This window comes from Limnohabitans sp. INBF003 (assembly GCF_055396645.1).
The window spans coordinates 942,233-955,573 of sequence record NZ_AP029222.1 but is presented as its reverse complement, the minus strand read 5'-3'; the positions used below and the strand labels follow the sequence as shown (position 1 = coordinate 955,573).

Here is a 13,341-nt window from a genome sequence, read left to right as displayed (position 1 = left end):
AAGTGGCAGAAGGCTTCCAATCGCGAGACATGCATCCCCTCCTTCAACGCACAAACGCGCCACGGTTCAGAAACAGGGCCCACAAGGTCTTCCAGGTTGGCCAGTCGTGTGCACCGGGAATCACATCGATTGACGCCAATGGCCATTGCGCCGCCTGTCGCTGCATGCCATCAAAAAACCGATCTTCACGTCCATACCCCATGAAAAATGACGCTGTTTGAGGACGCTGTTTCAGCCATTGCCAAATTTGATAATCGGGATCGGACAATTCCAATGCCGTGGCTTGCCACGAATCCAGTCCACCAGCACGCTCAATCGCATTCATCGCCAATCGGCTGCCGGGATAAGGTGCCAACAGACACAAACCATCAATGTACACGGCCCCTTGCGCTGCATGCAACAAAGCGGCTTGCCCCCCCAGAGAAATGCCACCGACAAACAAGCGCTCATACCGTGCACGTGCAGGCATGAGAACTTGTTCGCGAACCCGGTTTTGTGCATCTTCAGGGTCTGTCTGGGCCAAATCAATGTCAACCACCATCAGATCCAGTGGCAAATCTTGATCAACCAGACTTTGCATGAACCCCGCTTGCACGAACTCATGCGCAGGCATATAGGCACCTGGCAACATGACAAGTGCACTGCGGCCACGGCCCGTTTGCTCATGCAACGTCAACACAGTCATCTCTGTACTCGGGCCCAAGCTGCCGCCAGAACCAATGCCAAAATGACGCCTGGGCCAACGGTGATGCCAATGGCATGCAAGACCGGCACCGAAGACAAAATCAGGACACCAAAACCAATCGCCCCCGTCATGCACGCCGTGACCAAGGACATCACAGCCAAGTCGTCCATTTCTGATGCGTCATTGGAGCGAACAAAAAACAATGCGTAGTTCGACCCCACTGCAACGATCAGCAAAATACCAATCAAGTGCAGCAAGTGCAGCCGTTCACCGGCTGCATGCAAACCTGCCACCACCAAAATCACGGCAGAGCAAAGCGGCAACATGACCTGTAAAACCTGAGCAGCAGAACGCAGGCTCCAGGCCAATAAAACCAGAATGCACACCAAGCCGGCCAGCGACAACCATTGAGCCTCTGCAATGTACTGCCCATACAGCGACTCGAACTCGTCTTTCATGTCAATGAAGACGGCTCCACTCCCCGTCAGTGCATCACGCACGATGGACGCGGGGATGTCTGCCGCAACGCCCTCAACCGGCCGCAGTGGCATCAACACCGTCCATCCGCTGCTGCTTTGCGTCAACAAAGCATCCACGGCCAATGACAAGGCCGACCCATCCAGGTCCGCACGGGTCATCCATGGTTTGTCTCTCGCAGCAGACACCTCTTCCACAAATGGACCCAAACGACTGGCTGACAAAGGCGAATCGACCAAGGCCTGCGCCAGACGTTCGCTCAGTACATCTGATGTGGGCAATGCGTCGCGTCTTGACTTTTGCATCGCCTGACTGGGCAGGAAGCGTGCAGGGTTGTCATAGCCCCCAATCTGACCTTGCCGGACCAGCGCATCCAGCTGACGCGCCGCACGCTCTGCGCCTTGAAGGGCTTGTTCTTGGTCTGCAGCCTGTACCACCACCATGTAGCGCGCATCGGGCGCACCCAAATCACTGCGCAAGCGAACATCGCGCGAAGCTTCCTGCACAGTGACCGATGACAACGCCGAAAGATCAGGCGTCCAGAGCACATGGCGGTTGATCAGCAAATAAACAGAAGACGCCAAAGTCATTGCCATCAGAGGCCACCGCAGCACACGCACATGGCGCAAAGCATCGGACATGAATGCCCCAATGCGCCCTGGCTCTGGTGCACGAACCTTATCGCCCGCCACCGCCGGCAGCACAAAGCGCGTAACCAGAGCAGCGCAAACCACCCCAGCCAAAGAATGCAAACCGAGCTGCGCCAAGCCTGGAAAGCCAGAAAAGAGCAAGGCCCCAAAACCAAAAACGGTCGTCATGACTCCCAAGCGGACGGTGGGCCAAAAACGCTTTCGCCATTCGTCCAGCCCGCCACGTGAAGACTGTAGAAAATAGTAAATGGCATAGTCAACTGCTTCGCCAACAAGGGAGGTGCCAAACCCGATCGTGATCGCAAACACCGTATCGTGGGCCAGGCTCACAGCAACGACACCGGCCACCACCGCACTCGCCACAGGCATAAGCCCCAGCAACATCAGACGAGGTGAGCGGTATACGCCCCATAACAAGGCCAGCATCGCGATCGAACTGATCAAAAACAGATGCGAAACCTCTTCTTTGATAACGGCACGCGAGTTCACCGCAAAGAGTCCTGGGCCGGACATCTCCAAACGCAGCGCTTTCAATTCGGCAGGCTGCACCAGAGTGGCAAATGCCTGCCTGACGAACTCAATGGCACGTTCCTGTCCATCCATGTCCGAACCCTGTGCACGGGTTTGAAGCAACAGCAAAGCACGCTGCCCATCGCGAGAAGCCCAAACGCCCTCTTCCAGGGGCGGCTGTGAACCAGGGTTCAACCCGCTGAGCAAAGACAACAGTTCACCTGTCGGATCACGCATGACAAAAGGTTTGATCAGTGAACCCATCGGCGACGTCAATACATCAATGGTCTCCCCAATCGCATCACGCAAGCCTGGCACCGTAAAGTGCTCTGGCGTCACGGCTGGACTGAGCACGTAGCGGTAACGTAAAAGCAAATTCCGCTCAGCGTCGAGACTGTCTTGTGTCCCGTTTTGCACCGTGATGAACAGCCCTTGCCGAACCAAGTCCTCACGCAATTGGCGTGAAACATGGGCGCGCTGAACGACATCGCCCCCCTCAATACTCAGCATCAGCAAACGGGAAACACTGCCATTTTTGAGCTGGTCCACCAACACCTGCTGCTCAGCAGAAGGCCTGGAGGGTAAAAAGAATGACATGTCCGCCGTAACAGTGGCTTGGCCAATCACACCCATGCCGACCAGCATGGCCAGCGCCCAACCCAAAAAAAAGCGCCAGGAACGGTTCATGGCGAAGGGACCGGCTTGATCTGCATCACAGTGCGATCGTCGTCGGCCTGCAGGTACTCCAGTTCACGTATCTGTCGGCCATTGCCGCTGACATTGATGCGCTTGAGCAATGCCGAAATTTTCGATTCAGTAGGCGTCAGAACCAACTTCCAATCTTCGGCATGGCCGCTCAATTGCAAAGCATAGTTCTTCTCCAGCGCCAAGCGATTGCCCGACAATGTGCTGCGAATGCTATCCACAAAAGCCCTGGCCTCTGGACGGCTGGACAATTGAATGGTCATCTTGCGAACCCCACGTTCAAGTGTGAGCGTATCGCCATCCAAAATCATGCTTTCAGCCTTGGGCTCTGTCGTTCTTTTTTCCAAACGATTGGGCGCGGTGTAGGTCATCTCGCCTTTGGACACGACGGGCTTGTCGAGCAGTGCGGCGTATCGCTTTTCAACAAACTCTGCGCGGCCACCGGGGTGCTCCGCCAACCCGGCCATCAAGCTGTCAATATCAAAAGCGGCTTGGGCAGTCACCATCCAGAACATGACCGACATGCCCATGATCCAACGAAACTTCATCTGGAACCCCAAAAGTCAAAAAAATTAAACCAGTTGTAGGGGGCTTCACGGCAGTAATGTGTGAGCCGGTCTGCATAGTCCTGCGCCGCACGCTGTATGGCAGCCTCTCGTTCTCCACGAGGCACTTGCGAGAAGTCAGCCAAGCGCTCGAAATGAATGCGATAGCGATTGCCTCCCAGATACAAACCAACCATGAAGAAGACTGGTCGCCGCATCATGGCTGCGGCACGCCATGGCCCCAAAGGCAAGTCAGCAGACTGCCCCAAAAAATCACACATCAATTGCCCGTTATCGCCCAGAAAGCGGTCGGCCAGCATGCCGACCAAGTACCCTGAATCCAGCCGTTCTCGAACTTCCAGCATGGACTCCATGCGTCCCAAGGACACAATATCCTGACTGGCCTGCGAGTTGATGGCGTCCAGCGTTGCGTTGATCTTCCGGGCATTGCCTTCGTACATCAGCATGGCCACCTTGAAGCCTGCACGCCCCTTGCCCAAAGCACGCAGCACCTCGAAACTCCCCAGATGCGCCCCCACCAACAAGGCACCCGGAGCACGCTGAGCCTCTTGCACCAAGGCCTCTGTCCCTGTGGCCTCAATGTCATAAAGGTCGAAACGATCATTGAGCAGATAAATCCGGTCATGAATCGTGCTGGCAAATGCATGAAAGTGGCGGTATTGATCCAGGAGTCGAACCGGCCGCCCTAAAACCCGACTCAAATAAGACCGGCTGGCACGACGGGCCTGAGGCGCAAACGCCAAAAAATAAAGCGCAATAGCCGCCAACACGCAGCGCCCCACAGAACGCCCCAGGCGCAAAGAGATCCACACCATCAGTTTGAGCACAGCCAAACTGCTTCTTTCTTGCTGGTGACGCCAGCCACCCAATACTTGTTTGCTCATGGCTTTGCAAGAGAAAAAACACCCGAAGCCACCGCACGGTCACCAGAGACAACATCAAAACGAATGCTGCCGCGTGGCGTAACCTCCAGCATGAATTGCAACAATTCACCCGGTCGCACGGGACTCAAAAACTTGGCCTGAGTCACTTGCCAAGGGGCACCGTCATGCGCCACAAGCGCCTGAGCACGAACCCAAGCCTGATCCAGCAAGACCACCCCCGGAACAATCGGGTTACCTTCAAAATGCCCTGCAAAAGCAGGCAAGTCAGCGGGTACCCGCCAAGTCAAATCAATCTCTGGCATGAGCCTGCTTTTCTTCATACAAGGCCTGCAACTGGCTTCGCGGCAACTTGCCCAAACTGTTTCTGGGCAAAGCATCCAACAAGATCAAGGGCCTGGGCATGAAAACCGCATCCAGACGCTGACGCATGGCTGCCACCAAGTCAGCAAGAGTGACACCCGGCGCAACAACAAATGCGGTCAATCGGCCAATACGGTTTACCTCTACATCTGGCAAGAAAAAAGCCACATCCTGAACGCCATCAATTTCAGAAACCTGAACATCAAGATAGGCAAGTGAAGTTCTTTTTCCGGCGATATTCACCAGATCGGCATGCCGTCCATGCAGTAAAAATTGTCGCTCACCACTCAGCGCGACCACATCCGACAACGCCACACGAGAAGGTACATGGCCTTCGCTGGCATAGGTGGCCTCGCCCTCTTGACGCAAAGCCACCCCCGGCAACAGCGTCCACGTCAACCCATCGGTGGTTCGACGCGTGGCTAAAGCAGATGTCTCTGTCGAGCCATAGATTTCATGCACAGGTGCTGCCGCACAGGCCTCAGCCTGCATCGCAAGCGACGCATTGAGCGGCGCGGTCGCTGACAAGACCATTTCAATCTTTGGCAAGCGCAAACCCGAGCCGACCAACGCCGACAAATGAAATGGCGTCGTGACCAGCATGCGCGGCATGGGCACAACGGCCAAGGCATCCGCAATGTCTTGAGGGTAAAACGGTTTACCAGACCAGAAACTGCACCCACCATACAAGGCCAACAAGAAAGTGGACTCAAATCCAAAGCTGTGCTGTGCCGGTACAGTGCCCACAATCGCTGGAGCCTGGCCAAGAACACCCAAACCTCGCGCCTCAGACACGGCGCACTGGGCGAGTTGCCCAAAAGTTCTGGGATGCGGCTGGGGCGTACCGGTGGACCCCGAAGTAAAAAGAATCGCTGCAACCTGATCGCCGGGCAATGCCGGAATCTCGGTCAGATCCCCATTACTAGACTCGATCAAATCCGGAAACTCGACACAAGTCATGTCTCCCCAGTCCCCTGGGCCATCCTTCAAGCAAATCACATCAGCGTAATCGCGTGCAATGCGTTTGAGCGTTTCTGGCGATTGCGACGACGGTTGCAGACTGATTTTTTGAGTCAGTAAACCCGCTACAAAACCGACTGCGAAATGGTACCGATCCTCACACATATTGAGCAGCCAAGCACCTGGGGGTAATTGCGCCGCCAAGGCTTGGGCATGCCCCAAAAAAGTCCGGACGCGAACCGGCCCCTCCGCACGCCAAGCCAAAACGTCATTGAGCCCGTGTTGACTGATCACTGGTTGCAAACTCATGCGCGCGGCTCTAGAGGATTAACTTCAGAAACGGATTGAGTCGTCTGACGATAAGCGCGAATGGTCTCCACAATCGAGGGCCTTTCATGCGCGGGCAACAAACGCACCCGCACAGCGTACTCCCCCAGGAACATCAAGGCAATCAGTGGGCCTGTCATCAAATTGGCATGGAATGACCACACCACAGACGGAGCCGCTACAAAAAGAAGGGTCGAGACCAGCGCGTTAACGCAAAAGAAGGCGGTCCAAGCGATGGTGACCCAACGGGTGTAAGTCACTTTCAGCGCAGACAAGTGATCTCCTTCAATGCGCTTGGCCAATTGGGTGATCAGTGGCACCTGATGCTCTGCCAAGGTTTTTCCAAAAAACAAGGCCATCGCCAAATGCGTGCCTAGGTGTTGCAGGTAATACAAGCCTGCGACATGGGAAATCAGTTGCTGCCAATAAAGCCAAAAGACCGCTATCAAAAGACCGACAAGTGCCAGCATCAAGGCAGGTCGTTTGAGCGGCCAAAGCAAAAGGACAGGGCACACCAAGATAGGCACCAAGGCGACTGCAGCATTCAGGTCAACATTACCTACCCCTGCGCTGCCCAAATGGGCTGCCACAGCCCACAGAACAAAAACACAGCCCAGCGCCGCCGCATTGAGCCAGGGAGGAGCGGAGAATTTCATCAAGCGCGATGGCTGGCAATGTGACGCGTGAGACTGCGCAAAGAGGTGAAGATTTCCTCTTTGTTTTCAACATCCGATTTGAGCTGGAACCCATATTGCTTGGACACCACCAGAGAAATTTCGAGCATATCGATCGAATCCAAGCCCAGTCCATCCCCATACAAGGGGGCATCAGGTTCAATCTCTGTGGGCAAAACCTCCAGATTGAGACCCTCCACAATCAGCGCAGCGACCTCGGACATCAGTTGTGCCTCTTCAGCCGAATTCAGTGTAGTTGACATAGTCATTTTTTATTAATTTGAAGCAGAAGCGGAGCGAAATGCCAAAACGGCATTGCTTCCACCAAAAGCAAAGGAGTTAGACAGCGCGGCCTTTAAAGGCACATTTTTTCGCCCGGTAAGAACATGATCAACACCCTCACAGGTCGGGTCAATCCCGCCACTGGCCAAATGAGCCGTTGGCGGAATGGCTTGTTCACGCAAAGCCAAAATGGTGACGACGGCCTCAATCGCACCAGCAGCGCCAAGCAAATGGCCATGCATGGATTTGGTTGCACTGACTGGCAAATGCGGGGACAGATCGCCAAACACCTGCTTCAACGCGCTGATTTCGATAGGATCGCCCTCAGCCGTTGCTGTGCCGTGTGCATTGACATAGCCCACATCCTCAAGTGCCATCGCGGCATCTTTCAAAGCAGCATGCATGGCTCGAACTTGGCCAGCAGGGTTTGGTCGAACCAAGTGATCACGGTCAGAACTGTTGCCATAACCAACCAACTCAGCATGAATGTGCGCACCGCGTTGAACCGCATGGTCCCAATCTTCAAGTACGAGGGCAGCAGCGCCTTCACCTAACACCAAGCCACGGCGATCCGCAGCAAAGGGTCTGCAAGCCGATGACGATGTCGCCTGATCACCCAAGGCCATGACCCGCATGGCCTCCCACGCCTTGACAATGCCATAGCACTGGGAGACATCGGAGCCGCCCGCCAGCATCACGGTCGACTCACCCGACCGGACGCGGCGAAACGCCTCACCAATCGCGATGGAGGACGATGCACAAGCCACGTTGTGACTCATGCTGACGCCACCCAAGCCCAATTGAATTGAAATATGGGAATTAGCCGCGTTGTGCATACCGAGCACCACTGACAATGGAGAAAGACGCTCACGCCCATGAAGCCAGAGGTTCCTGCATCCTCGCTCAAATGCGGAGATACCCCCCAGAGCCGTGCCCCACATGCATCCCCAATCTTCACGCTCTTCAAGTCCGACTGCGTCAACCTTTCGGTCAAAACCTGCATCTTCCCAGGCGGAAAACGCCGAAGCCACGGCCATCTGGGAAAAGCGCTCCATCATCATGCTGAGCGGCTTGCCCAGCACTTTTTCCGATTCGAAATGACGGCACAAAACAAACGGCGTTGCCAACGGTTGCGGGACATCATCCGTCGCCATAAAGCTCACGCCAGAATCGCCGCGAACAAGATGATCAAAAAAATCAGAGACGCCGCCACCATAGGGACTGATCATCCCGATACCTGTGATCGCAACTCGACGTACAGACATCAAAATCAGGCCTTTTTACGAGCCACCAGCTCATCAATGAGGGCAACCATTTCGCCCACAGTCTTGGGCGGTGTGACATCGGACTCAATGGTGATGCCCAAATTGTCTTCGGCTTCAAACATCAACTCGGCCAACATCAAAGAGTCAACCCCCAGATCAACCAACAAAGAGTCGGAGGTCATGTTTTCGGGGACCGAATCCAGACGCTCATTGAGGAATTTTTTTATCAGTTCTGATGAATTCATGTAATGCCGATACCAGTTGATTGAAAGCCATATGTGAGAACATTAGACACAATTTAGTCTTGCATTATAAAACCCAATAAAATAGAACCAAGTATTCAATTACATGTTTTTCACAAACCAAATCGAGCTGGTTTTGAGAACCTGTCAGCGTTGCAAATAAAGGTTTTGATGCGGCAACTTATGTCACCGTGGGTTCTTCAAGTTGGGCGTCGTTTCGCTACCCTTTGGTACCTGAAAGCTTTGGGCACCACGACCTTCATGGCTGTATTTTTTTGGTGCTATTTTTCAGTACTGGCCAAGCCTCTGCAGCCCGTATTTGAAATGCCATTGATTTGGCTGGATCAGCTCATTCCCTTCACACCCGCTGCTTACAGCATCTACATTTCATTATGGGTCTATGTGTCACTGCCACCCGCGTTCCTTGGCAATTTCAAGGTCCTGCTGAACTTCGGAGTCTGGGTGACGGCGCTGTGCGCCTTTGGCCTGCTTGTCTTTTGGCTGTTCCCCAACAAGACGCCCGTTTTTGACATCGACTGGCACCTGTATCCAGCGTTGGCACAAATCAAAAGCATGGACGCATCCGGCAATGCTTGCCCTTCCATGCATGTAGCCACCGCTGTGTTTTCAGCGTTCTGGATTGATGCCATTTTGGTTGCCGCCACTGCACCTCGCGCAGTGCGCTTGATCAGCGTACTGCATTGCTTGGCAATCATCTGGTCCACCTTGGCCATTCGACAACATGTGGTCATTGACGCCATCTTGGGCGCGATCCTTGGCGTGTTGTTTGCGCTGCCTTCGTTGAAATTCAACCGGGCATCTGTTTGACTCAAAACTGCATCCATCGTCCTTGCTCGGTAGCCTTAGCAACGATGAACAACAAGCTTCAAATCCTGTGATTTCACCTATTTCGCCTGCATACGTCAGGTCATACACAGCCACATCGGCCGTTGGACAAGGTAAGGCAGCCATGCTGCACGCTGTGCAAGCTCAGCAAAGCGGACTTCGTCCATTAGGCGAGAACATGGTCAGAAATGGGACCGCATATTCTGATCTAAGGACATGGGTCGGTTGGGTTGATGGCCTCGAAACACCATTACCCCAACGCTGGGAACATTGGGATTGCCGCAACAACCGTCTGGCATGGATGGGGCTGCAAAGCGATGAGTTTCTGAGCGATGTGCGCAAAGCAAGCGCACGATACGGCGCTGACCGCGTTGCGCTGATTTTGGGTACATCCACCTCCAGCATTGGTGCCACAGAACAAGCCTACGTGGATGGTGCTGTCACAGGAAAATTTCCTGCGACTCTATCCAATGCCGCATTGCACACCCTGCACTCACTGACCGGCTTTGTGCAGGAGGCGCTGGAAATTCACGGCCCAAGCTACACCTTGTCCACAGCATGCTCATCCAGCGCCAAAGCATTTTGCGCCGCCGAGCGATTGCTGCGCTTGAATCTGGTCGATGCCGTGGTTGTCGGCGGCGTCGACAGCCTGTGTGGCAGCGTTCTGTATGGTTTCAATGCCCTCCAACTGATCTCGCCCGATCCTTGCAGGCCATTTGACATCGCCCGCCAAGGCATCAACCTGGGCGAAGCTGCAGGTTTTGCCCTGCTCGAACGTGAAGCGGGCCCTTTGCAACTGCTAGGTTATGGTGAGTCGAGCGATGCCCACCACATGTCTGCACCCCATCCAACCGGACGAGGTGCCGAAGCGGCGCTACAACAAGCACTGGCCAGGGCTGCCCTTCATGTTGACGCCATCGACTACGTTCACCTGCATGGCACAGCGACACCTAAAAATGATGAAATTGAAGCCACGCTGATCAACCGCTGTTTTGGTGCTCACACGCTGGCCAGCTCAACCAAAGGCATGACGGGTCACACCTTGGGTGCTGCAGGCATGCTGGGCGCTGCATTCAGCCTGTTAGCGCTGGAGCAAGGCTGGCTTCCAGGCACAGTGAATACACAAACCCTGGAACCTGCTTGCAGTCACAACATCCTGAAAGAACCCATTCACAAACCCGTTCAGGTTGTGGCGTCCAATTCGTTCGCATTCGGTGGCAGCAATTGCGTGTTGATCTGGGGGCAATCATGACCCAACTTGATGTGTGCATTGACGGCATAGCCGTATGGACGCCATCTCTGCCCAACTGGGAAGCCGCGCAACAGGCACTCATGGATCTGAATTCTGAGCACTCAGCAAGTCAGTCAACTCAAAATTTACCGATCCCTCTGCCCGCCATGCTCCCCCCTGCGGAAAGGCGCAGAGCCCCAGAGACTGTGTCATTGGCGCTCGAAGTGGCGCGCAACGCCATCGCCATGTGGGGAGGCGATCCTGCCGAACTGCTGAGCGTCTTCACCTCTGCCAGTGGTGACACCCCCATCATTGATCACTTGTGCAACACCTTGGTCGACAACCCTCAATTGATTTCGCCGACCCGATTTCTTCATTCCATTCACAACGCACCTGCCGGCGTGTGGAGCATGGCCACAGCCAACGCGCAAGCCAACACGGCACTCAGCGCGCACTGCCACAGCTTTTCCAACGGTCTTTTGGAAGCCATCGTGCAGTGCCATACAGAGCAACAGTCTGTCTTGCTCGTCGGCTACGACACGGCCAAACCCCATGCACTGACCGGCGGACTTGAAGACGCCATCCCCATGGCCGTTGCACTGGTGCTCTCAGCGAAAGCATCAACGTCCACACAGGGCGTACTGCACTGCGCGCTCAAGCCCAGCCAAGGTCCGCAAAGCCTGCCTCAGTCGATATGTGCACAACAGCAGATGGCATCGGGTATGGCCCAAGCATGGCCTTTGCTGGAAGCCTTGGCATCAACGAAAACAACACAGCTTCATTTGACGCTTTCGGCGCATCAAACATTCGCCATTCAGTATGAATCCCTTCACCGCACATCCACCGATCCGCATTCGGTCTTGAACAATGAACACTCTTGAATCCCGATACGATGTTGTCATCCTAGGTGGAGGATTGGCGGGCCTGACGCTCTCCTTGCAATTGAAAAAACGCTTACCTGATCTCCAGATTTTGGTGCTCGAACGGCGAACACACCCCGTGCCTGAGGCCGCACACAAAGTGGGCGAATCCAGCGTGGAGATTGGTGCGCACTATTTCGACAAAGTGCTGGGCCTTGGTGACCATCTCAAACAAAACCAACTGCGTAAATTTGGTTTTCGCTTCTTTTTTTCCGAGGGGCGTAGAGACATCGATCAAGTCACTGAAATTGGGGCCAGTCACCACATGTCCGTCCCCAGTTACCAGATTGATCGGGGCATCTTCGAGAACTTTCTGGCACTCACGGCCCAAGAGCGGGGCATCCACTTTCTGGACACGGCCATGGTTCGCAAGATAGATCTGGCGACCACCCAAGACAAGACCGCCGAGCATCGGATCGAATTCGAACACATGGGGCAAGCGCACGCTGTCAGCACCGATTGGGTCGTCGATGCCTGTGGCCGTGCTGGGCTGATCAAGCGAAAACTCGACCTGGCGCAAGCGAATGCACACGACTCGCACGCCGTCTGGTTTCGCATCAAAGACAGGATTGAGCTGGACAAATGGAGTGACAACATGGCTTGGCGTGAGCGGTGCAACCCGCAAGCACGTTGGCTATCGACCAATCACCTGGTCGGTGCCGGATACTGGGTCTGGCTGATCCCTCTGGCCTCAGGATCGCACTCTGTGGGCATTGTGGCCAATCCAGCACAACACCCACTGGAGAGCATGAACACTTTCGAGAAAAGTATGGAATGGTTGGAGACATACCAACCCTTACTCTTCGATGAACTTGATGACAAACGCCACTTGCTGCAAGACTTTGCATTTTTCAAGCGTTTTTCATACGGGTGTAAACAAGTTTTTTCCGCCGATCGCTGGGCACTCACGGGCGAAGCAGGTCTGTTCCTCGACCCGTTCTACTCCCCTGGCAGCGATTTCATTGCCATCAGCAACGCCTACATCACCGAACTGATCGATTTGGACCGACGTGGCGAACGCATCGGCGCCCGTGCACAGATTTTTGATCAAACATTTCAGTCGTTTTATGACAGCACCTTGGCTTTGTACACACACCAATACCCGATCTTTGGTGACCCGGAAGTCTTGCCGGTCAAAGTCATTTGGGACTACACATACTACTGGGGCGTATTGGCCCAATTCTTCTTCCACGAACGATTGACCGACCTCTCGGCACTGTCGCAACTGCGAAGTGAACTGATGCAATGCCAAAAGCTGAATCTGGAAATTCAAAGCTTTTTGCGTGCCTGGTCAAAGTGCAGCGCCAAACGCAATCCTGCCGTCATGCTGGACCAAGCCGAACTGCCGTGGTTTGCCAAACTCAACAGCAGCTTGAACGACCAACTCGACAAAGACGCATTCCTTCACAGAATTCGCCAGTCTTGCCAGCAACTTCAACAACTGGGTTATCAAATTCTGGCGCATGCAGGCACTCAATATCCAGACTTGAACGGTGATGCACTCAAAGCCTGCCTTGAAAACGGTGGTCCTGAAGACGTGGATGCCGAAGCCATGCTGCCCATGGCTGATTTCTACACCACATAAACACCCACTCGCGCCAACTGGCGTTCATTTCATCGCATCCGGCTTATCTTTCGGATCAATCTGCATGACATTCCATCGCCTCACCTGCATTTCCTTTTTACGCTGAAGAGGGGTGTCGGTGTGATGTGCAAGCCGCCCATTCGGCGGTTGTTTTTCAACAAGGATGTCGAAT

14 protein-coding genes are annotated in these 13,341 nt (G+C 54.4%); 4 read left to right on the top strand and 10 right to left on the bottom strand.

Annotated elements, in window-relative coordinates; all coding sequences use genetic code 11:
* Window positions 1-43: 43 nt before the first annotated feature.
* Genes ACZ5VE_RS04615 through ACZ5VE_RS04570 form a run of 10 tightly spaced genes read right to left on the bottom strand, consistent with a single transcriptional unit; the run spans window position 44 to window position 8,590 of the window.
* Window positions 44-685 (bottom strand): alpha/beta hydrolase, encoded by a 642-nt coding sequence (locus ACZ5VE_RS04615; RefSeq protein WP_464456873.1) that lies wholly within the window; start codon window positions 683-685, stop codon window positions 44-46.
* Window positions 682-3,009 carry an MMPL family transporter gene (locus ACZ5VE_RS04610; protein WP_464456872.1) on the bottom strand — a complete coding sequence of 776 codons (2,328 nt, stop codon included), beginning with the start codon at window positions 3,007-3,009 and terminating at the stop codon, window positions 682-684. Before ACZ5VE_RS04610 ends, ACZ5VE_RS04615 begins: the two co-directional genes overlap by 4 nt.
* Window positions 3,006-3,551 carry a LolA-related protein gene (locus ACZ5VE_RS04605; protein WP_464456871.1) on the bottom strand — a complete coding sequence of 182 codons (546 nt, stop codon included), beginning with the start codon at window positions 3,549-3,551 and terminating at the stop codon, window positions 3,006-3,008. The genes ACZ5VE_RS04610 and ACZ5VE_RS04605 overlap by 4 nt, the downstream gene beginning before the upstream one ends.
* A gap of 20 nt (window positions 3,552-3,571) precedes the next feature.
* Complete coding sequence (locus ACZ5VE_RS04600) at window positions 3,572-4,477, bottom strand: LpxL/LpxP family acyltransferase (RefSeq protein WP_464456870.1); 906 nt, start codon at window positions 4,475-4,477, stop codon at window positions 3,572-3,574.
* Window positions 4,474-4,779, bottom strand: a complete 306-nt coding sequence (locus tag ACZ5VE_RS04595; RefSeq protein ID WP_464456869.1) for a 3-hydroxyacyl-ACP dehydratase FabZ family protein — start codon at window positions 4,777-4,779, stop codon at window positions 4,474-4,476. The genes ACZ5VE_RS04600 and ACZ5VE_RS04595 overlap by 4 nt, the downstream gene beginning before the upstream one ends.
* Window positions 4,766-6,106, bottom strand: a complete 1,341-nt coding sequence (locus ACZ5VE_RS04590) for an AMP-binding protein (RefSeq protein ID WP_464456868.1) — start codon at window positions 6,104-6,106, stop codon at window positions 4,766-4,768. Before ACZ5VE_RS04590 ends, ACZ5VE_RS04595 begins: the two co-directional genes overlap by 14 nt.
* Entirely contained in the window at window positions 6,103-6,780 is a 678-nt protein-coding gene (locus tag ACZ5VE_RS04585) for a COG4648 family protein (RefSeq protein WP_464456867.1), read from the bottom strand. Before ACZ5VE_RS04585 ends, ACZ5VE_RS04590 begins: the two co-directional genes overlap by 4 nt.
* Window positions 6,780-7,061: a phosphopantetheine-binding protein gene (locus ACZ5VE_RS04580; RefSeq protein WP_464456866.1), complete on the bottom strand. Its 282-nt coding sequence runs from the start codon at window positions 7,059-7,061 to the stop codon at window positions 6,780-6,782. Before ACZ5VE_RS04580 ends, ACZ5VE_RS04585 begins: the two co-directional genes overlap by 1 nt.
* A 12-nt stretch (window positions 7,062-7,073) precedes the next feature.
* Window positions 7,074-8,345 (bottom strand): beta-ketoacyl-[acyl-carrier-protein] synthase family protein, encoded by a 1,272-nt coding sequence (locus ACZ5VE_RS04575; RefSeq protein ID WP_464456865.1) that lies wholly within the window; start codon window positions 8,343-8,345, stop codon window positions 7,074-7,076.
* Between the two features lie 5 nt (window positions 8,346-8,350).
* Entirely contained in the window at window positions 8,351-8,590 is a 240-nt protein-coding gene (locus tag ACZ5VE_RS04570) for an acyl carrier protein (RefSeq protein WP_464456864.1), read from the bottom strand.
* A 150-nt stretch (window positions 8,591-8,740) separates the two neighbouring features.
* Between ACZ5VE_RS04570 and ACZ5VE_RS04565 the strand changes: the two genes are divergently transcribed.
* The 4 genes from ACZ5VE_RS04565 to ACZ5VE_RS04550 all read left to right on the top strand — a co-directional run bounded on the left by ACZ5VE_RS04565 (window position 8,741) and on the right by ACZ5VE_RS04550 (window position 13,169).
* Entirely contained in the window at window positions 8,741-9,415 is a 675-nt protein-coding gene (locus ACZ5VE_RS04565) for a phosphatase PAP2 family protein (RefSeq protein WP_464456863.1), read from the top strand.
* Window positions 9,416-9,482: 67 nt separating this feature from the next.
* Complete coding sequence (locus ACZ5VE_RS04560; RefSeq protein ID WP_464456862.1) at window positions 9,483-10,685, top strand: beta-ketoacyl-ACP synthase; 1,203 nt, start codon at window positions 9,483-9,485, stop codon at window positions 10,683-10,685.
* The gene (locus tag ACZ5VE_RS04555) at window positions 10,682-11,545 is read left to right on the top strand and encodes a beta-ketoacyl synthase chain length factor (RefSeq protein WP_464456861.1); all 864 of its coding nucleotides are present in this window, start codon (window positions 10,682-10,684) and stop codon (window positions 11,543-11,545) included. The genes ACZ5VE_RS04560 and ACZ5VE_RS04555 overlap by 4 nt, the downstream gene beginning before the upstream one ends.
* On the top strand, window positions 11,532-13,169 hold the full coding sequence (locus ACZ5VE_RS04550) for an NAD(P)/FAD-dependent oxidoreductase (RefSeq protein WP_464456860.1): 1,638 nt from the start codon (window positions 11,532-11,534) through the stop codon (window positions 13,167-13,169). The genes ACZ5VE_RS04555 and ACZ5VE_RS04550 overlap by 14 nt, the downstream gene beginning before the upstream one ends.
* Window positions 13,170-13,341: the final 172 nt, after the last annotated feature.